Source organism: Nostoc sp. UHCC 0251, from assembly GCF_034932245.1.
In the GTDB taxonomy this organism is placed as follows: domain Bacteria; phylum Cyanobacteriota; class Cyanobacteriia; order Cyanobacteriales; family Nostocaceae; genus Nostoc.
Genome location: NZ_JAYGHD010000353.1, coordinates 1 through 20,834, shown reverse-complemented (window position 1 = coordinate 20,834; position 20,834 = coordinate 1). Strand labels below are relative to the sequence as shown.

The 20,834-nt window shown below is 43.6% G+C and carries 15 protein-coding genes; 9 read left to right on the top strand and 6 right to left on the bottom strand.

Translation table 11 applies throughout. The annotated features are described in order from the left end of the window. Positions 1–89: 89 nt before the first annotated feature. On the bottom strand, positions 90–2,672 hold the full coding sequence (locus VB740_RS29895) for a BsuBI/PstI family type II restriction endonuclease (RefSeq protein ID WP_323203467.1): 2,583 nt from the start codon (positions 2,670–2,672) through the stop codon (positions 90–92). A gap of 104 nt (positions 2,673–2,776) precedes the next feature. Continuing rightward, on the bottom strand, positions 2,777–4,129 hold the full coding sequence (locus VB740_RS29890; RefSeq protein ID WP_323203466.1) for an N-acetylmuramoyl-L-alanine amidase: 1,353 nt from the start codon (positions 4,127–4,129) through the stop codon (positions 2,777–2,779). 272 nt (positions 4,130–4,401) lie between these two features. Here VB740_RS29890 and dnaG point away from each other — a divergent pair, with 272 nt between their 5' ends. Then, complete coding sequence (dnaG, locus tag VB740_RS29885; protein ID WP_323203465.1) at positions 4,402–6,336, top strand: DNA primase; 1,935 nt, start codon at positions 4,402–4,404, stop codon at positions 6,334–6,336. A 149-nt stretch (positions 6,337–6,485) separates the two neighbouring features. Here the strand turns inward: dnaG and VB740_RS29880 are convergent, their stop codons facing one another. Both VB740_RS29880 and VB740_RS29875 read right to left on the bottom strand, forming a co-directional pair. Next, positions 6,486–7,091, bottom strand: a complete 606-nt coding sequence (locus VB740_RS29880; protein WP_323203464.1) for a YdcF family protein — start codon at positions 7,089–7,091, stop codon at positions 6,486–6,488. A 170-nt stretch (positions 7,092–7,261) separates the two neighbouring features. Continuing rightward, positions 7,262–8,605 carry a DEAD/DEAH box helicase gene (locus VB740_RS29875; RefSeq protein WP_323203463.1) on the bottom strand — a complete coding sequence of 448 codons (1,344 nt, stop codon included), beginning with the start codon at positions 8,603–8,605 and terminating at the stop codon, positions 7,262–7,264. A gap of 236 nt (positions 8,606–8,841) precedes the next feature. On the opposite strand from VB740_RS29875, the gene infC reads away from it, so the two are divergent. After that, positions 8,842–9,330, top strand: coding sequence for a translation initiation factor IF-3 (gene infC, locus VB740_RS29870; RefSeq protein ID WP_190890766.1), 489 nt, complete (start codon positions 8,842–8,844; stop codon positions 9,328–9,330). An 862-nt stretch (positions 9,331–10,192) separates the two neighbouring features. Here infC and VB740_RS29865 read toward each other — a convergent pair. Beyond that, the gene (locus VB740_RS29865; RefSeq protein ID WP_323203462.1) at positions 10,193–10,807 is read right to left on the bottom strand and encodes a TetR/AcrR family transcriptional regulator; all 615 of its coding nucleotides are present in this window, start codon (positions 10,805–10,807) and stop codon (positions 10,193–10,195) included. A gap of 432 nt (positions 10,808–11,239) precedes the next feature. On the opposite strand from VB740_RS29865, the gene VB740_RS29860 reads away from it, so the two are divergent. The 4 genes from VB740_RS29860 to VB740_RS29845 all read left to right on the top strand — a co-directional run bounded on the left by VB740_RS29860 (position 11,240) and on the right by VB740_RS29845 (position 16,355). Continuing rightward, positions 11,240–12,544: an ABC exporter membrane fusion protein gene (locus VB740_RS29860; RefSeq protein WP_323203461.1), complete on the top strand. Its 1,305-nt coding sequence runs from the start codon at positions 11,240–11,242 to the stop codon at positions 12,542–12,544. Positions 12,545–12,694: 150 nt separating this feature from the next. Then, positions 12,695–13,867, top strand: coding sequence for an ABC transporter permease DevC (gene devC / locus VB740_RS29855; RefSeq protein ID WP_323203460.1), 1,173 nt, complete (start codon positions 12,695–12,697; stop codon positions 13,865–13,867). Between the two features lie 87 nt (positions 13,868–13,954). Then, positions 13,955–14,653: a DevA family ABC transporter ATP-binding protein gene (locus VB740_RS29850; protein WP_323203459.1), complete on the top strand. Its 699-nt coding sequence runs from the start codon at positions 13,955–13,957 to the stop codon at positions 14,651–14,653. 172 nt (positions 14,654–14,825) lie between these two features. Beyond that, positions 14,826–16,355: a YifB family Mg chelatase-like AAA ATPase gene (locus VB740_RS29845; RefSeq protein WP_323203458.1), complete on the top strand. Its 1,530-nt coding sequence runs from the start codon at positions 14,826–14,828 to the stop codon at positions 16,353–16,355. A 64-nt stretch (positions 16,356–16,419) separates the two neighbouring features. Here the strand turns inward: VB740_RS29845 and VB740_RS29840 are convergent, their stop codons facing one another. After that, positions 16,420–17,031 (bottom strand): type I restriction endonuclease, encoded by a 612-nt coding sequence (locus VB740_RS29840; protein WP_323203457.1) that lies wholly within the window; start codon positions 17,029–17,031, stop codon positions 16,420–16,422. A 278-nt stretch (positions 17,032–17,309) separates the two neighbouring features. On the opposite strand from VB740_RS29840, the gene VB740_RS29835 reads away from it, so the two are divergent. The 3 genes from VB740_RS29835 (at position 17,310) to purB (ending at position 20,680) form a co-directional block, all read left to right on the top strand. After that, positions 17,310–18,326 (top strand): YihY/virulence factor BrkB family protein, encoded by a 1,017-nt coding sequence (locus VB740_RS29835; protein WP_323203456.1) that lies wholly within the window; start codon positions 17,310–17,312, stop codon positions 18,324–18,326. A 466-nt stretch (positions 18,327–18,792) separates the two neighbouring features. Continuing rightward, a complete protein-coding gene (locus tag VB740_RS29830; protein WP_323203468.1) occupies positions 18,793–19,344 on the top strand; it encodes a DUF421 domain-containing protein in 552 nt (183 codons plus the stop codon). Between the two features lie 40 nt (positions 19,345–19,384). Beyond that, positions 19,385–20,680 carry an adenylosuccinate lyase gene (gene purB / locus VB740_RS29825; protein WP_323203455.1) on the top strand — a complete coding sequence of 432 codons (1,296 nt, stop codon included), beginning with the start codon at positions 19,385–19,387 and terminating at the stop codon, positions 20,678–20,680. Positions 20,681–20,834: the final 154 nt, after the last annotated feature.

Sequence of the window (20,834 nt, the reverse complement as noted above, 5' to 3'; positions counted from 1 at the left end):
ATCTTTCCTCCCTCACGGGAATATCCCTGACTTTCCTACCTGGGCAGTTACGAAAGTAATTTAATTCAGGTAGAATCATTGCCGTATATTCAAGAAGTTTTCTTCTTCTCTGTTTGGTAAGCCTGCAATAGATATTCACCATTGAAATGAATCAAGTGAGTAGAATCTTCAGCAACCCAAACATCAGTTTCCCAAGCAATCTCTGCTATATATGCCACCATTGCCTTACGACTCAGAAATGTTGTTACCATTACCAGAGGTATTTGGATACCTCTAAATAAAACTTCAAGCTCCTTTTTTCGTTTAGGATTAATTGGGCCATGTGAAGTTACAGCTTCAATCAGCACCAACCAGTTATTTGTTATGAAGTGAATAATCACATCTGGCATCTTGCCGTGGGAATCAATGTTAACCCCCAAATCTGTCAATGCTGTTTCATCAAAATGGGCGAACTTCTCATCTGTATCCCCAACATAGATGAGCTTTCCACTAGGAGTAAAACGCGGAGCAAAATCATTAATAATTTTTTCAATTAAAATATTCTGACCACCTGGCGATAAAGTTTTAATTTCTCCATTAATCACTATGGGGATACGGGACATTTCGCGCTCTTGAGCATATTGCTTTTTCAGAGTTTTAACCGAAGCAAGGTAGGTGCAAATACTCTTTTCCCATTCGTCAGTACCGTAGGTTCTTAATAGTTCTAGAGCACTTCCATCGATTTGATATACAGTTTTGGGACTGTTGATAGGACGGCTTAAATCATCTGGATTAGCAACTATCAAAGCTGCATCTAGAAATTGATGTACTGTTTGGCGGCGAACTGTTTCCCGTGTGTTGGGCTTATAGATTTTGCCATAATGTTGAGCCATAAAGTTCATCATCGGCGTAATTCCAATCAAAGGGGAAGCTGCTAATTGCCAAGAGTCTGTCGGTTTTAAGTCAAGCAACGCCAGAAGAGTTAAAGCCGATCGTTCGTTAAGCTGTGCTCGTGGAAAGCCCAATTGTGTCAATATTTGCAGCGCTTCATCAATTCGAGACTTAGCTGCAATTGGATTATTATCTGACAGATTGGACATACTCAATAGCTTATTTTCGATAAGTTCATCAATTTCCCGCAAAGAAGGAAACTGCTTTTTAATTCCTGTCCCTAATGACAATAGCTGTTCTAAATTAGGGTACTTTAATTTTCGTAAATCTGTTGCATTGACCTGAGTATGCCCATTGAACAACCGAAAAAAAGCATCAACTAAGGTTGAATTGAGATAAATAGCAAGCCCACGAGCCAAGGTAAGGCTAAGTCCATGTCCATCTTTGTGAAAATAATTCAAGTGATTTTCAAAACCGACATAGCCATAATTAAATTGGTTGGCATCATAAACCACTGCAACAACACGCCTTTTCTCTTCTTTCGATGAGAATCTTTTGCATAAGACGTAATGCTCATTTGGTATTAGAAGATTCGCTGTTTCTTCTATATAGACTATTGCTTGAGGTTTTTTAGTTATTTTTGGATGCTCTACATATCCATTCGATAAATTCACCGGATAAATTAAAGGAACTGTATTGTTTTTTGGATTTTTTCTTAGGTAATCTTTTGCTCGGAAATCTACTACCCGTCCGGTTGAAACTGTTAGCCCTAAATCTTTCAATGTCCAGGTGAAAACTGCCATTCGTTGAACTATTTGCTGGCTAATCTTATCGGGAATAATATGAATAAACTGCTCTAAATCATCCGGGTAAACTAAGTCCAAATATGGTACAGAGTGTGACAGTATCAAGTCATCATTAGCACTAGAACTGGTATTGATGATAACGCTGCTAGACTTCTGGTTTTGTTTTCTAGCTTGGATGATCATAGTTTCCTGCAAAACATCATCATCACTAAATGCTTCTTGCCGCGACTCAAAAAGATGTACTTGCTCTAAAGCCATCATCTCTAAAAACATCTTGCGGAAGTCACGGAAATATGGTCCATTGCAAAAACTGCGTGGGGTAATCGCTACAAACTCCCCGCTTGGTTTTAAAAGTTGCGCTGTAGCAGCCATAAAACCAGTATAAAGATTGCTAGTTTCCAAACCGATGGAACGCAGCAATTCGCGCACCTTGGAATGAGCATTGATTTTCAAATAAGGCGGGTTGAGAATAGCATGGGTAAATTCTATTGCGTTTGCACTATTCAATAAACCAACCTGAAGCAGCTTGACTGCATCTTCAATAAAATCAGTCTGACGAATTTCGTAATTGAAGGAAATACCCACACGTTGGCATTCCTTCTCACATAGTTTTAGGGTCTGATGCAAATATCCAATTAGAAAAGGGTCAATTTCATAGGCTACAACGCGCAAACTTGACGTGGGTTTTTGATGCTTGCATACTTTTGCCACAAAAGCGGCTAGTAATGAACCAATTCCTGCTCCAGCATCAAGCAAGGATATTTCAGGCAAATCTAGCCGATTAAACATCCCAGCCATCAATTGGGCTACTGAGGTGGGAGTCAAAAACTGACCCATCGACCCTTTTTTATCTTGCCTTAGCTTTAAACTTACTACAGCCCGATGAAGATCCACTTCTGCAAGCAAGTTTCCACTTGATAGTTTTGCGAGGCTGGTAAACCCTAAACTACTGTTATGACTGGCTACAAACGCTCTACTGCTTGATGGGACGATCACGGTCTGTTTTCTTAATTGCTATTAAGTTTACAACAACTTTATGGCATCCTGATGCCTGAAGCAGACCACGTTATGCAGAACCTTAGAATTTTGAGACTCTTCACTCACAGAAGTCCTGCTGACTCATATAACCTTTTGACCATCGCTGAAATCCTTGCACCATAATCCAAATCTGCTGACCACCGCCCTGATAGTTGATCAATTAATGGCGCAATTCCACGTGTGACAAAGCGAAATCGTGGATCTACTATTTCCTGTACCAAAGGTTCTAAACTGGCGTAAGCTTTCAAATGTTGGACGTGCGCTCTCACCCCAATTCTGGCGCTTGGAAAAGATGCAGCCTCCGAACCACCACCAATAGCACCCAAGCCTGCAAAGTTATTTTGCTCAGGTCTAATATCACCACCAAACCGTAAAAATCCAGTTTCTACACACATTTGGCAAAAGGCAATATCATAATTTACTCCCTCTATCCCTGCTTCTTCTCGATAAAGTTTTGGGATATCAGGAAACTTTACTAGAGCATTTTCATTATTGTTTCTGAGAAATAATTGTAACTGTACTTCTGAAGTATTACCGTTTGACATCACCCGGTCAAATTGACCAGAGCAAACCATCAAATTCGATCGCAAGCTAACAGTACGAGTTGCAGCATCCCAATTAACTGCAATATTAAAATCTCGCAGTTCGATCGCTTTGACATAAACTATTTTGCGATAGGTAATTCGATTAACATTAGCCGCTTTTGCAAGGTCAATCCGCAGACGGTCTACTAAATCAATGGGAATGTAAGCATTGCCATTAACTAAAACTCCTTGCTCTGAGTAACTTTGCCCGTTAATATTGATATTAATTGGCGGATAATTTGGTTCCGCCGGAGTTCCAGTAGTGGGGTCAATCACACGACTCCAATTCACCAATCCATCGGCAATTCCTAAGGCAAAATCGCGGCGACGAGATTGCAGCAAAGCCCGATCCTCTGGATTACTGAGAAACCCTACTTGCATCACCAAAGCTGGAAGCGTTGTCTGGCGACAGAATGCTAAACTACCTAAGCCACTACTTGTATCTGGCTTGACTCCGCGATTCGGTAATTGGGGTACGCGGCGCAATAACGCCACTAGCAACTGTTCAGCATTACTTCTGCGATCGCTATTGTTAACAATGTAGAAGACGCTAGCCCCACGCACAGAAGGGCTGCTAGCTGCATCAGATTCAATTTCTAGGGCGACATCACCCCGACGGCCGCGGGAATTGATCCAGGTGATAGTTTGGGCGGCACTCAAGTCATCAGGGACTGCCAAAATTTCCACATTCCGCGCTCTCAGTTCCGTGACAATCAAATCTCGCAGCAGAATCATTTCTTTAGCTTCAGTTGTACCACCTGCGATCGCACCTGGATCTATCCCTCTGGCTTCTCTGCCTCCGTGAGCCGCTGAAATAAAAATACGCCCCATTTTAAGTAATTCCTCTGATAAAATTAAGTGTAAGCAATTCTATATATCATTCTTGGTCTAGCAACAAGAATATAATAGCCATCAGAAGTCTAAAGTCATTTATCCTTTGTTATTTCTCCAAAGTTAATGTCAAGGAACTGGGGACTGGGGACTAGGGACTAGGGACTGGGTAATAGTAATGGGTATTTCAATCCTCAACACCCAATCCCTCATCCATAGTCCCCAATCCCCAATCCCCAATCCCCAGTCCCCAATCCCCAACACCTAATCCCATGCAAATCCCCCGCTTGCACCCAGACACAATTGAGGAAGTTAAACTACGGGCTGATATTGTAGATGTCGTCTCGGAATACGTAGTTTTACGCAAACGTGGGAAAGATTTCGTCGGTTTGTGCCCTTTCCACGATGAGAAATCTCCCAGTTTCACCGTCAGCCAGACAAAGCAAATGTACTATTGCTTCGGCTGTCAAGCTGGAGGAAATGCCATTAAGTTTGTCATGGAGTTGGGGAAGCGTTCTTTTGCGGATGTGGTGCTGGATTTAGCACGGCGTTACCAAGTACCTGTGCAAACCCTAGAACCCGAACAACGCCAAGAATTACAGCGTCAGCTATCTTTGCGTGAGCAGTTGTATGAAGTTCTGGCTTCTTCAGCACAGTTTTATCAACACGCCCTGAGACAATCCCAAGGGCAAAAGGCATTTCAATATTTGCAATCTAACCGCAAACTCAAAGAAGAAACTATACAGCAATTTGGTTTAGGTTATGCCCCCGCAGGTTGGGAAACTCTCTACCGTTATCTAGTGGAAGATAAACATTACCCAGTGCAGATACTGGAAAAAGCGGGATTGATTAAGCCACGCAAGGAAGGGGGCGGTTATTATGATGTATTCCGCGATCGCTTGATGATTCCCATCCGTGATGTCCAAGGGCGCATCATTGCCTTTGGTGGTAGAACCCTGACTGATGAGCAGCCTAAATATCTGAATTCACCAGAAACCGAGCTTTTTAGTAAAGGTAAAACATTATTTGCCCTCGATCAAGCCAAAGGTGGGATTTCTCAACTCGATCAAGCGGTGGTAGTAGAGGGATATTTTGATGCGATCGCTCTCCACGCTGCTGGTATTAATAACGCGATCGCCTCCCTCGGTACAGCTTTAAGTTTAGAACAAGTGCGGTTAATATTACGCTACACCGAATCGAAACAATTAGTACTCAACTTTGATGCTGATAAAGCCGGAACCAATGCCACCGAACGGGCGATCGGTGAAATTGCCGAACTGGCATACAAAGGCGAAGTTCAGCTAAAGATTCTCAATTTACCCGATGGCAAAGATGCTGATGAATATTTGCATAGCCACACTCCAGAAGATTATGGAGAACTGCTAAAAAATGCGCCACTTTGGCTAGACTGGCAGATTCAGCAAATTATTCAAGATCGTGACTTGAGACAGGCTACTGATTTTCAGCAAGTAACTCAGCAATTAGTCAAATTACTTAAAAATATAGCTAACAGCGATACACGCAACTATTACGTTTCCTACTGTGCAGAAATACTCAGCTTGGGAGATACCAGACTTATACCGCTACGAGTCGAAAATCTGCTAACTCAAATTGCTCCGGTTGCGGTTGCATACACTAAGCCTGTATCAGCGAAGAAAGCATGGGGAAGTAGCAAATCCCCACTCCCCACAGAACGCAGCCTTTTAGAACACGCAGAGGCGTTATTACTGCGAATTTACTTGCATTGTCCTGAACAGCGTCAAGCGATTATTGCCGAACTAGAGGAGCGAGATTTGCAATTTAGCCTTTCCCATCACCGATTTTTATGGCAACAGATTTTAGAAATTTTATCCGGTGATGGACAAACAGAAAATTTTGCATCTCCACCAGATTTAATTTCCCGTCTGCAAGATCAGTTCTTAGAATTTGGCAGCGAGATGGGGTTAGTTTCCCACTTATTTCATGTGGATGAAAAAAACCAGAAAGAAATACTTCGGACTCCGCAAGTAGTTCAAGCTGCGATCGCTTGCATGGATTTAGTGATGCTTGAAAAACGCTATCGCCACTTTTTGGAACTATGGCAACAAACCGATCCCGAAGCTGAACCAGAGCGGTATCAATCGTATTATCAAGCTTTCTACGCTGAAAAAATCAAGCTGCAACAAATAGACCGACAACGGTTATTTTCCATCACAGAGTTATTGTAGTTTCGGTTTACGCCGTCAAAATAGGAAAAATACTTATGTCCTGCACGCCTTTTATAATACAATACAGTTCAGATAAGACCAAAACACTTGTAGAGACGGCGATTTATCGCGTCTCGAAAACCCACAATTTTGTACAATTGAATCTATAGCTAGATTTTAAACACTAAGTAGACAAAGTAAAAATAAGTTTCTCGGCTCAAAAACTCCATTTGACTGTGAAAACTGCGATAGCGGGTAGTTGGTGTGGGAGACGAATGTGCATCCATTCCTAAGCCTCGTGCCATCAATACAGCTCGCTTCATATGCAATGGATCGCTAACAATCAGAAACTTAGTTAGTTGTTGAGCATTCGCTACTTCTAAAGCATTTTTGAGGTTCTGGTGAGTTGTGCGAGATTGAGTTTCAGTGAAAATATCAGCAGCTTTTACCTGTTGCGCGATCGCATAATTTTTTCCAACTATAGCTTCAGCTAGTTCATTACTTTCTCCCACTCCGCCAGTAAAAATGATCGTCTTAACAGAACCATTTTTATACAAGTTAATGGCGTGGTTGATTCGCTCTCTGAAAACAGGAGATGGTTCTTCTCCCCAAACTGCTGCTCCTAAAACAATTGCTGCATCTGCCTTGATATTATTAGTACTGCTGCCATATAAGTAAATACTTGAGGCAGAAGAAGCGATCGCCAGCAACAAGGCAGATATCAAAGCCACTGTCACCCAAATTAACCATTTTTTGGGAATTTTGTAATTGAGCATGGGGCGTTGTTAAACCAATTCGCAATTCGCAATGGGCTACGCCCCGCTACGCTAACGCAATTACGTTTTGTGTCGGGGTCTAAATCCCCGTTACAAAACGCGCTGCTTAATAGAAGCAGGGGACTGAAACCCCTAAACTAGGTTGAAAGAGCAATCCTTAAGAACGAAGATTAGCGATCGCGTTTAGCAGAACGGCGCGATGCAGACGAACGAGCACCGGGCTTATCGCCATTCGTAGCAGGTGGCGCTGCCTTACGTTTAGCTGATGTCGGTGGTGACGGTTTAGAAGTACGAGCCGGACGTTTATCACGTTCGGGTTTGGCTCTGTGTTGCCGTCCATTTGGGATTGGTTCGGGACTGGTATCGGGGTTGAGCGCAAAACCAGCAACTACTTCCCTTGGCAAGCGCTGCTCAATCAGTTTTTCAATATCTTTCAATAGAGGGTATTCATCAACGGACACTAGCGATACAGCTTCACCGGAAGCGCCAGCGCGACCAGTGCGCCCAATGCGATGAACATAATCCTCTGGTACATTGGGTAGATCGAAGTTGACTACATGGGGCAGTTCGCTAATATCAAGACCCCTAGCAGCAATGTCTGTTGCCACCAGTACTTGTAAGCTGCCATTTTTGAACTTTGCCAGAGCATTAGTACGCACCGGTTGGCTCTTATTCCCGTGGATTGCCAGTGCTTGAATGCGGTCTTCGCCCAACTGCTTAACCAAACGGTCAGCACCATACTTAGTACGGGTAAACACTAGCACTTGATACCAATTATCTCGCCGAATCAGGTGAGCAAGTAATTGGCGTTTCTTGTCACGGTCTACGTGGTAAATTTTTTGTGCGATCGTCTCGGCGGTAACGTTGCGGCGTGCTACCTCAATCATCGTTGGGTTATTAAGCAACCCGGCGGCGAGTGCCTTAATTTTGTCTGAGAAAGTAGCGAAGAATAGCAAATTTTGTCGCTTTTTGGGCAGGAGTGAAAGGATGCGGCGGATATCATGAATAAAACCCATGTCCAGCATCCGATCTGCTTCATCTAGCACCAAAACCTCAATATGTGACAGGTTCAGCGTCCCCTGCTGTACATGGTCTAACAGTCGCCCTGGAGTAGCAACCAAGATATCCACTCGGTTCTTCAAACGCTGTTTTTGCAGATTAATACCGACTCCGCCGAACATCACCATCGAGTTTAGCTGCAAGTACTTGCCGTACTCGCGCACGCTTTCTTCTACCTGTGCGGCGAGTTCACGAGTCGGGGTGAGAATCAGCGCCCGGATCGGTGGGTATCCCTTATATGTACCTTTGATGCTCTTATCAGACGACAACCGATGCAGAAGCGGTAGGGTAAAACTAGCGGTCTTTCCAGTGCCAGTTTGGGCCCCAGCTAGCAAATCGCTACCCGATAAGACGGCAGGAATTGCCTGTATCTGAATTGGCGTGGGTTCGGTGTACCCTCGCTCTGTAACAGCACGGATAATTTCATTGGACAAGCCGAGAGTAGAAAAAGACATAAAACTCCATAAATAACATCGGCCTGTCGCCAATGGCGGCGTCAGTCTTAGGCGGACGGATAAAAAAGCGTTGAAAGGCTGATGGGCAATAGCGCAAAGACTGAAGAGCGAGTGCCGCAATTCCACATTTTAACAGATTGCAGTCCTTTGTGTGGTTAAAGTTGCTCTGATTCAGTGTTGTGTTAAATTAGCATTACCTGGAAAGTAAAATGTTGAACAATTAGGAGAAATTCGTTATCGCAATCCAAAAGCAACTGATTAATTCACAAATCAAGTCACCTAGCGTCTTCTTGATTGACCATGAGAATAACAATCGTGGTCTGATCGACACTAATGAGGCGCTACAGCTAGCCGAGAGCTTAGAGCTTGACTTAGTTGTAGTCTCTCAAGGCAAAGACGCTCCAATCGCCAAGATTCTCAACTATGGCAAGCTTCAGTATCAAAAGAAAAAACGTCAGAGCCAGAGTGCTAGACCCACGGTAAAGGAAGTTCGATTTGGCCTAAATGTGGGCGTGGCTGATTACAATTTACGCATCCAACAAGCAGGTGAGTGGTTGAGTAAAGGCGATTCTGTTAAGTTTGCCATCCGTTTACGAGGCCGAGAACATCAATATCGTGACAAAGCGGGAGAACTGCTAGACCGAATTGCAAATGATCTCAGTCAAGTAGGTAAAATCCAGTCGTTGGATAAACGCGCACTAGTTGTTCAAGTGATTCCTGCCTAGTTAATCTTGCGATCGCTAGAGAATGTATTTGTAACAGCTTGTAAGGAACAAAAAAAGCTGGAGGCAACACTGTAGCTTCTATGGAAAAAACATTGAGATTATCCCCACTAAAGATAGCAAGGGGATTTTTTCGCTTGGCATCCACTCGCACTTGCACAGAGCTACACTGGAGATGAGGATGGAACCTTAAACCAGTGGGGGATACCATAACCCCAAGTACTGGGACATCGAAACATCTCAGATCCTTTGTACGAATATTGATTTCTGCAAGCCGCACTGATATTTAAAAGTGCGGCTTTTGGATTTATTGAATGCGCTTCACATAGCCTTCCTACGAAACGCGCTCACCTACACTCGCAGTGACCGTTAACTCACTACATAACCCCACGTCCGTCAAAGCTGTGCTTTGTCTACCCTCCCCGCAGACCTACGGTGTACACACATCTCTCTACAAAACCTGACTTTTCACGGGATCTGGAAAACCTCTCTCTAAATCTCTCTCCTACAAGGAGAGAGACTTTGAATTTTCCCCCTTCCCGTGTCGGGAAGGGGGCTAGGGGGTTAGGTCTTTCATGGGCTTTTCCACATGACGTGAAAAGTCAGCTACAAAACCAGTTGTAGATCCTCCTAAATCCTCCTTAAAAAGGAGGACTTTGAGAGGTTTTTGCCCTGCGATAAATTGGGGGGTTGGGGGGATCAAAAGCTTATGGGGCAACTCTTAAAGACTTGTGTGTACACCGTAGCCCCGCAGGCGGGAAGGGTTCGGGGTGGGGTTATTTTATTATGGGTAATTCAGCGGCCATGATCTCAATCAAGGTGGTATTTGACCTTTCGTCGGAACAAGCGGCAGTAAATAGCCAATCTAATCGGCGCATTTATTGATTAGGTGTATCAAGGCATCAATCAGGCGATCGCTTTCCATTGGTACAATGTCCTGTCCATGCATCACATTTTGACTAATATGAAAATGCACCAATGCACCTAAGAGAATTCTTGCTGTTGCCTCTGGGTCAGGTATCTTTAATTCCGGAGCCGCCAAGTAATGAGTGAGAGTTTCCGTTACTGGCTTAATCATCACCCGAACAAAAATTTGAGCTAACTCAGGAAAACGCCCAGATTCCCCAATTAGGACTCGCATAAATGCACTATGTTCTTGGTCGTTAATCATGTGCTCTAATGCTTTGGTTGCGATTTGGCGCAGTATGGCAGCTGGTTCTCCTTCAATAGGTTCTGTGCCAAAAATGGATCTGTTCTTTTTGCTTGTCAGTTGCTCTAACAGTACTTTAAAAAGTCCTTCTTTATCTTGAAAGTGGCTGTAGACTGTCGCTTTAGAAACACCTGCTGCTACCGCTACGCGATCCATGCTTGTACCAGCATAGCCATGTTGAAGGAATTCTTGCATTGCCCCTTGCAGAATTTGCTCCACTTTATCAACGGAATTGTCTCGATCCACTTCGCCAGCTTTGATGCGTACCATTTATTAATCATCCTTTCTTATAAACAATATTAATAGATGCTGCAAAGTAAGTGGGCGTAAATAATTATCGTTGGGGTAAGGCAGGGTGCAAGAAGCAGGGAGTAGGTGGAAAAAGGATTTGAGCTTTGTTTACTTTCTTCACACAGTTTGCTTTTATTGTGCCAACTTACTAAAATTCCCCAATCCAAAATGGCGAAAATAAATATACCCTTCGACAAAGCCCAAAAGTCTCTATTAACAGCTTTCCTCTCTTCTACTTTCTTGTAGTAGACAATTAATCCCAATAGGGAGTAGCATTTTGCTGCATACTGCCGAGCAAATTGATTGACAAGTTTAGTTGTATCATATTGACTAAACTAGTCCGTTTAGTTTAGCATCAATTGAACTGGACAGTTTAGTACAAGTTGCTACTGGTAGTAAGGAGAAAATAGTATGGAGCAAGACAGGAATTCAGAGGGTTTAAGTTCTTCTCAGAATCTTGTGCGATCGCCTATTCTACTTGCAATAACATCTCTAGCAATAGGCGGAATCAGCGTTTATGCAGTGATGAGGCTTCAGGCTACAGCTAATGAAAAGCAAAAACCACCAGTAGTAGTTCAACCTGTGGTAAAAACAGTCACAGCATTAGGGCGGTTGGAACCACAGGGAGAGGTAATAAAACTGTCAGGGCCTTCTTCTCGTGAAGGAAATCGGGTAGAGCAACTATTGGTGAAAGAAGGCGATCGCATCAAAGCGGGGCAGGTAATTGCGATTATGGACAACCGGGATCGCTTACAAGCTAGTTTGGGTGAAGCACAAAAACAAGTTCAAGTTGCCAGAACCCGCTTTAATCAGGTGAAAGCTGGAGCTAAACAGGGAGAACTTGGAGCACGCCAAGCTACCGTCAATCGTCTGCAAGTAGAACTAGAAGGAAACATTAAAACTCAGCAAGCCACAATTAATCGTATAGAAGCAGAACTCCTTGGGCAACAACGGAGCTTGCAAGCAACAGTGGATCGTGTAGCAGCCGAGAGACGTAATGCCCAAGCTGACATGCAGCGCTACGAGACTTTATATAAAGCAGGAGCAATTTCTAGCCAGGAACTTGATAGCAGACGTTTAAGCGCAGAAACTTCGACTCAAGCCTTAATTGAAAGCCAAGCCACTCAGACAAGAACTGTGGCTACCCTACAACAGCAACTTAACGAAGCAAAAGCTAACCAAGATCAAACAATTGCCAGCTTACAACAGCAGATTAAAGAAGCAAAAGCTAACCTGAATCAAACTGCTGAAGTCCGTCCAACAGATATAGCAAATGCACAAGCAGAGATAGAGAGTGCTCAAGCCACCGTGGAGAAAATTAAAGCAGAACTGGCGCAGGCATACGTTTTTGCTCCTAAAGCCGGTCGAATTTTGGAGATTCATACACGAGCCGGAGAAACTGTTGGTGATGAAGGAATTGTGGCTTTAGGTCAAACTGACCAGATGTATGCAGTAGTAGAAGTCTACCAAAGTGATATCAAGAAAGTGCGTCAGGGACAGGACGTGCGGGTAAGCAGTGATTCCCTACGTAACGAATTAGAGGGAAGAGTCGATAGGATTGGTATGCAGGTAAAGCGGCAAAATCTCATCAACACTGATCCTTCCAGTAATATTGATGCCAGAGTAGTTGAAGTTCATGTACAACTGAATAAACTATCTAGCCAAAATGCTTCTAGCTTAACTAATTTACAAGTCAAGGCGGTAATTGAACTTTAAAGGGAATGGGGAATGGGGAATTGGACATTGGTTATTAATTCTTGTCCCTCACTCCCTCATCTCCCCCTGCTCCCTCATCTTCCCCTGCTCCCTCATCTCCCCCATCTCCCCATCTCCCCACTCCCCACTCCCCACTCCCCACTCCCCCTTATGAAATTAATCGAACAACTGCGGCGGCGAACACCTTTAGGATGGCTGCAACTGAGTCATGAAAAAGGTCGTCTTTTGGTGGCATTGTCAGGCATTGCTTTTGCCGATGTTCTGATGTTCATGCAGCTAGGGTTTCAAACTGCTTTGTTTGAAAGTAACACAATCCTGCATCGCAGTATGCAGGCTGATATGTTTGTCATTAGCCCCCAAGCACGTAACTTAGCAAACATGTCTAACTTTACGCGGCGGCGGCTGTATCAAGCAATGGATGTACCAGGTGTAAAGTCGGCAGAAGGAATGTATGTCAATATTGTTGATTGGAAAAATCCCCAAACGCAACAGAAGACGACAATATTAGTTATGGGGTTCAATCCCGATCACCAAGTGTTTAACTTAGCGGATGTAAATCGCCAGGTAGATGCTGTTAAGCTACCAGATACCGTTCTCTTCGATCGCGCCTCTAGAGGAGATTACAACGAAGCGATCGCCAACATTGAACAAGGTAAAACTGTCACAACTGAAATCGACCGCCGGACAATTACCATTAGCGGCTTATTTTCAGTCGGGGCTTCTTTTATAGCAGATGGTAGTTTGATCACCAGCGACCAGAATTTTCTGAGACTATTTCCCAGACAAGAAGCCAGCGGTGTCAGTCTCGGTTTGGTGCAGCTGCAACCAGGCTATGATCCAAAAGAGATGAAAGCAGCTTTAGAATCTCATTTAGATGATGATGTCCAAGTTTTAACCCAAGCAGAATTTATCGAATTTGAAATAAATTACTGGAAAACAAATACTGCTATCGGATTTATCTTCAGCCTGGGTGTAGCAATGGGGTTTATGGTAGGCGTGATTATCGTCTATCAAGTTCTTTCTACAGATGTAAATTCCCACATGAAAGAATACGCCACTTTTAAAGCAATGGGTTATAACAATCTCTACTTATTAGGTGTGGTGTTTGAAGAGGCGATAATTTTGGCAATTTTGGGCTTTATCCCAGGAGCGATCGCACCTTTAGGACTTTATCATTTAACTCGTAATGCCACCAATTTGCCACTTTACATGACCGTAGGACGAGCTTTGACTGTATTAACGCTGACTATGATTATGTGTATAATTTCTGGTGCGATCGCTACCCGTAAATTACAGTCTGCTGACCCCGCAGATATGTTTTAAAAATGGGCATGGGGCATTGGGCATGGGGTATAAAGACACTTACTCAATTCCCAATCTAAAATCTAAAATTTAAAATCTAAAATTGGTATGCCTACTGTAATCTCTGTTAAAAATCTCGACCACTACTTCGGTCATGGTCAACTCCGCAAGCAAGTTCTCTTTGATATCAACCTGGATATTAATGCCGGCGAAATTATTATTATGACTGGGCCTTCTGGTTCTGGTAAAACTACACTTCTCACCTTAGTCGGCGGCTTGCGTTCTGCCCAATCCGGCAGTTTGCAGGTTTTGGAACAAGAACTGTGTGGCGCTAAAAAAGCACAACTTACCCAAGCGCGACGTAGTAACGGTTATATTTTCCAAGCGCACAACTTGCATGGTAGCCTAACAGCACTCCAGAACGTCAGAATGGGCTTGGAAGTACATAATAATATTTCGCCAGCAGAAATGAAAGCCCGGTCAGCCCAAATGTTGCAGGAGGTAGGATTAGGAGAGCGCCTCAATTATTATCCTGATGATTTATCTGGGGGACAAAAACAAAGAGTTGCGATCGCTCGTGCTCTGGTCGGTCGTCCTAAAATTGTCTTAGCTGATGAACCTACCGCCGCCCTTGACAGTAAATCTGGACGAGATGTGGTAAACCTGATGCAAAAACTAGCTAAAGAACAGCACTGTACTATTCTCTTAGTTACTCATGACAACCGCATTCTAGATATTGCCGATCGCATCGTCTACATGGAAGATGGCAAGTTAGTAAATGATGGTGCTGTTGTTGCAGTCGGTTAGCCTAGTTTTCCCAAGATATTTTATGACAAAGCTTTTCAAGTAATGTAACTACTACTCCCCATTCCCCATTCCCCTTACCTATTTGGCTCAAAAAATCATCTCTGTGATTTCACTAATGCCAATCAACCGACTCATTTGCTAGAGATTTGAAAGGTTTACTGTTATATAACAAATGCTTGCCAGAGTCTGGAGTGCATCAATTGTCGGTATCGATGCCGTTAAAGTAGGCGTCGAAGTCGATGTGTCAGGGGGATTACCGGGAATTGTCGTCTTGGGACTGCCAGATTCAGCGATTCAAGAATCAAGAGAAAGAGTCAAAGCAACGCTGAAAAATGCAGGTTTTGCCTTTCCCATGCGAAAAATTGTGATAAATTTAACTCCGGCAGATTTACGGAAAGAAGGCCCCTGTTTCGATTTACCGATTAGTGTGGGAATTTTGGCGGCTTCTGAGCAAGTTAGCGCCGATTTGTTAGGAGATTATCTATTTTTGGGCGAAGTCTCTTTGGATGGTAGTTTGCGTCCGGTGGCTGGTGTTTTGCCGATCGCAGCAGCTGCCCAAAAGATGGGAATTGCAGGTTTAGTTATCCCTGCTGATAATGCTCAAGAAGCAGCAGTGGTTCAAGAGTTGGCTGTTTACGGCTGCAAACATCTATCTGAGGTAGTAGATTTTTTAAATAATCCAGGGCGTTACAAACCTGTGCAGATAAATCGCACAACGGAGATAGCAACAGTATCTTACCCTGGCGCAGATTTACATGAAGTGAAAGGACAAGCTCATGCGCGTCGTGCCCTAGAAATTGCTGCTGCTGGTGGACATAATTTAATTTTTGTCGGGCCGCCTGGTAGTGGAAAAACCATGTTAGCACGCCGTTTACCAGGAATTTTACCGCCCCTGAGTTTTGCCGAATCTTTGGAAGTGACTCGCATCCATTCGGTGGCTGGTTTATTGAAAAATCGCGGTTCGTTGGTACGCGATCGCCCTTTTCGCAGTCCCCACCACTCAGCATCCGGGCCTTCTCTTGTGGGTGGTGGTAGCTTTCCTCGTCCTGGGGAAATCTCGTTATCTCACAGGGGTGTGCTGTTCCTTGACGAATTGACAGAGTTTAAACGTGATGTTTTAGAATTTCTGCGTCAACCTTTAGAAGATGGCTATGTGACGATTTCCCGCACTAAACTATCAGTAATGTTTCCCGCACAGTTTACTTTGGTGGCGAGTACCAATCCCTGTCCTTGCGGTTATTATGGCGATACCATCCAACAATGTACTTGTTCTCCTCGTCAACGTGAGCAATATTGGGCAAAACTTTCTGGGCCATTGATGGATCGAATTGATTTACAAGTTGCGGTGAATCGCTTGAAACCAGAGGAGATTACCCAACAACCTACCGGAGAAACATCAATATCAGTACGGGAACGAGTGCAACAAGCAAGCGATCGCGCAGTTACCCGCTTCCAAGGAGAAGCAAATCTGCGTTGCAATGCCCACATGCAGAGTCGTCATCTCCAGAAATGGTGCAAGCTAGATGATGCTAGCCGTAGTTTATTAGAAGTAGCAATTAGAAAATTAGGTTTATCGGCAAGAGCAAGCGATCGCATTCTCAAAGTAGCACGAACTATTGCAGATTTAGCGGGAGAAGATGAGCTAAAAACCAATCATGTGGCGGAAGCGATTCAGTATCGCACAATTGATAGAATGCAGTGAAAGGGCGGTTATAACACCTCGTCTACACATAGTTTTCCCTACCTCCGTGGGTTAAAAACTCATTCTATTCGCCCTGGTTCAAAGAGGTGGGAGAAATCAACTGACCAATACGCTTGAGAATTTGCAAAACGGTGTACAGTTCTCTCGCGGATGCAAACGGAGCAAAGACCCTTGAAAAATCGTACTGTGGTGTATTTGTTTGTGTCACTTTGACAAATAAAATATCGTCTCCATTCGTCACCATCCCAAACACAGGTTTACTGGGGTTGGGGTTAGCCATCATATAAGCTAGGGCTTGCGGTACAGCTGACCAAACTGATAGTGTGGTTTTTTTCGACTCCAACACCATCACCCACAACTGCTCTTGTAACACTAAAACGTCAATCCGTCCGCGCAGTATATCTTCGCCATCATCTAGCACTAGTTCCACAGATGATTCAGCCTTAATTCTAAAAGGAGGATCGTAAAATCCAGAGAGTGCAAGTATTGGTGAAACCAAGAACAAGATAACTGTCCCTTCTAGTAAATCACCTCCGGCACGGTGATAAAGATACCTACGCCGCACGACATCCAAAGAGGCTTTTTCCGCTTCTGTAATTTCAGACAATCCCTCATACCACTCTGGGAAAAATTGCTCGTCTTCAACACGAACAAAACCGAATCGATTTTCTGACATCATGAAGAGTGGTAATCGCTTCTGTAATTGCTGCCGTCTGTGTCATTGCTTCTAAGTAAAAATTGCTTTGCTACATTATCAACATCAGCGCATTTTTATTATCGCCAATTGGCGCGTAGGCGTAACCCATCGTAGACATCGCATTGTTATATCACTATAAAATTATAAATTCCTCCCCAAGGACGCTGCACAAACTCCCTTGGGGGGATGCCTCTAGTTATGAAATCAGTATCCAATATATCAGGAAGTAAGCGACATCCCTTAAGGAGACTGATTGGATGAATTTGCAGGCGATTTGGAAGTTGTTACAAGATACATTCAAAGAATGGAGTGAGGATAAAGCCTCACGGTTAGCGGCGGCGTTAGCTTACTACACGATTTTTTCTATTGCACCATTGCTAATTATTGTAATTGCGATCGCAGGGGCAGTATTTGGAGAAGAGGCAGCAAGAGGGCAAATCGTTGGACAAATTCAAGGTTTAGTCGGTAGAGATGGGGCAGAATTTATTCAAACGGCGATCACAAATGCTAATAAACCACAGACAGGCGCGATCGCTTCGATTATTAGTGTTGTAGTTTTACTCTTAGGTGCTACTGGTTTATTTACCGAGTTGCAAGATTCCCTCAACACGATTTGGGAAGTGAAACCAAAACCCGGACGCGGCGTAACGAACATGATTCGCCTACGCGTTTTGTCCTTTGCAATGGTGATAGGTATTGGCTTTTTACTTTTAGTTTCTCTGGTAATTAGTACGGCATTAACAGCATTATTAACGTACTTTAGTAACTTGGTGCCAGGTGTAGATTTTCTCTGGCAGATTATCAACTTCATCCTTTCTTTTGCCATCACTACATTCCTGTTTGGACTTATTTTTAAAGTTCTACCAGATGTCGAAATTGGTTGGAGCGATGTTTTAATTGGAGCTATGCTCACCTCATTTTTGTTCTCTATAGGTAGGTATTTATTAGGGCAATATCTAGGTAATGGCAGTTTTGGTTCAGCCTATGGTGCAGCTGGTTCACTGGTTGTAATCTTAGCTTGGGTTAACTATGCCGCGCAGATTCTTTTCTTCGGAGCGGAGTTTACCCAAGTTTATGCTAGAAGGTACGGCAGCGGCATAACCCCAAGTAAACATGCCATACCTCTATCTGATAATGCGGAACATAATGGTAAGGCTCCAACGGGGCAATCGTCTACTAAGAAAAAGCCTTCTTCTAACTTTATTAATCGCTTGTTCCAGTCTTTCAAGAAGCCAAAGCGTTTAAAACAGAGAAGAAAAAATCAGCGATTTTGATTCCTGATTGTTAAAAATTTAGGTTTGTAAATCTGATAGATGTTGAAATATTTAACCTCTAATAAAAGTTAGTCTTATGAAATAAGACCACAGATAAATAACCTGATATAGCGGTTCCCACTCAGATGCGGTACAACATTATATTGCCAAGTGTAGGGGCACGGCACTGCCCATTGGTGTCAACTTAAGCTAAAAGTAGCTTAACTGAAAGCTTGACTCACCCGCCTAGAACTAAAGTTCTAGGCTAATAGCTAAAGTAGACTAAAGATTATTCGGATTATTTAGTCATCAAAAGATGACTTTAGCTATTAGCAAGGAACTGAAGTTCCTTGCGGGACATTGGTTCTACGTTAAGTTGACAGGTATGGGCACTGCCGTGCCCCTACGGGTGTACCTCACGGAAACGAGAACCGCCATACTGGATTTTTTCCAGAAGTCTATTGAGAAAGGAAGAAAATCAGTGCTAATGGAAAAATGGTTTTTTATCGATTGGCAGGCAATCTTTATTCCTAGCATCAGCATCTTTGAGTTGATTATCCGTGGTTCGCTGGTATACTTGGCGCTGTTCTCAGTGCTACGTTTTCTTCCTAGCCGACAACTAGGAACACTAGGAATCACTGACTTACTCGTAGTTGTGCTATTTGCTGAAGCTGCCCAAAACGCTATGGCGAGTAATTATACATCTATTACTGAAGGCGCTATCCTGGTAGGAACTGTAATTTTTTGGAGCTACTTGTTGAACTGGTTAGGTTACAAAATCCCCCAGTTCCAACGTTTTATGAATCAGCCACCACTGCTACTGGTAAAAAATGGTCGGATGATTCAGCGTCATTTGCAACGAGAGTTAATTACAGAGGATGAGTTGATGAGCAAGTTACGTCAGCAAGGTGTGGAATTTTTAGCAGATGTGAAGTTTGCATATATGGAGGCTGACGGCAGCATTAGTATCATCACCTCAGACTCCAAAACTAGTTCCGTCCCTGAGCAAAAAGCAGTACTAAAAAGCGATCTACATTAATTAAACTGTAAAATATGACGGTTGTATTCTGTGCCGAACTGTGATTGAGCGTTATACTTTGCCGGAAATGGCTAATCTGTGGAGTGAAGCCTATAAACTAAAAACTTGGCTGCAAGTCGAAATTGCTGTTTGCGAGGCTCAAGCTGAACTGGGTTACATTCCATCTCAGGCGGTTGAGGAAATTAAGGCCAAGGCAGATTTTGATCCAAAGCGGGTATTGGAAATTGAGGCTGTAGTCCGCCACGATGTCATTGCTTTCTTGACAAATGTCAACGAATATGTTGGTGAAGCTGGACGCTACATTCACCTGGGTTTAACTAGTTCGGATGTTTTGGATACAGCTTTAGCGCTGCAATTGGTTGCCAGTCTGGATATATTGTTGCAACGTTTGGAAGATTTGATTCAGGTAATTCGCCAAAAAGCACGGGAACATCGTCATACAGTGATGGCTGGCCGATCGCATGGTATTCATGCTGAACCGATCACTTTTGGTTTCAAGCTAGCTGGCTGGTTAGCAGAAGTGTTACGACATCAAGAACGTCTGACAATTCTCCGCGAAACGATCGCTGTGGGTAAGATTTCTGGTGCAGTGGGAACATACGCGAATGTTGAACCGCGTGTAGAAGCGATCGCTTGCCAAAAACTCGGACTCAAACCCGATACGGCCTCAACCCAAGTTATTTCCCGCGATCGCCACGCCGACTATGTGCAACAATTAGCTTTGGTTGCGGCATCCATCGAACGTTTTGCTGTAGAAATTCGCAATCTGCAAAAAACAGACGTTCTAGAAGTTGAAGAATTCTTTTCCAAAGGTCAAAAAGGTTCCTCAGCAATGCCACACAAGCGCAATCCCATCCGTTCGGAACGGCTGACGGGAATGGCGCGACTCGTTAGAAGTCATGCTGGTGCAGCTTTGGAAAACGTCGCTCTTTGGCATGAAAGGGATATTTCCCACAGTTCTGTAGAACGGGTGATTTTGCCAGATGCTTGCACATTAACGCATTTCATGTTGTCAGAAATAACCGACTTGGTAAAAAACCTGTTGGTTTATCCTGAAAACATGGCACGAAATCTCAACTGTTATGGTGGCGTTGTGTTCAGCCAAAAAGTGCTACTTGCCTTGATAGACAAGGGAAGCAGCCGCGAAGAAGCTTATGCGATCGTTCAAGAAAGCGCTCACGCCGCTTGGAACAAGCCCGAAGGTAATTTCCAAGACTTGATTAGCAAAGATCCCCGCGTTACCGAAAAGTTGTCCCCAGCAGAACTAGAGGTCTGTTTCGACCCCCAGCAGCATCTGACGCATTTAGAAGAGGTTTATCAACGGTTGGGTATTTAGGATTAATTTGCTTGTAGTGAGCGCTTCAGCGCTTACTACATATAACGGTCATGCCCAAGAACGCTTTTTAGTTAACCTCTAGAAAAATTCTGTATAATTCAATACAGTTCAGATAAGCCCAAAACACTTGTAGAGACGGCGATTTATCGCGTCT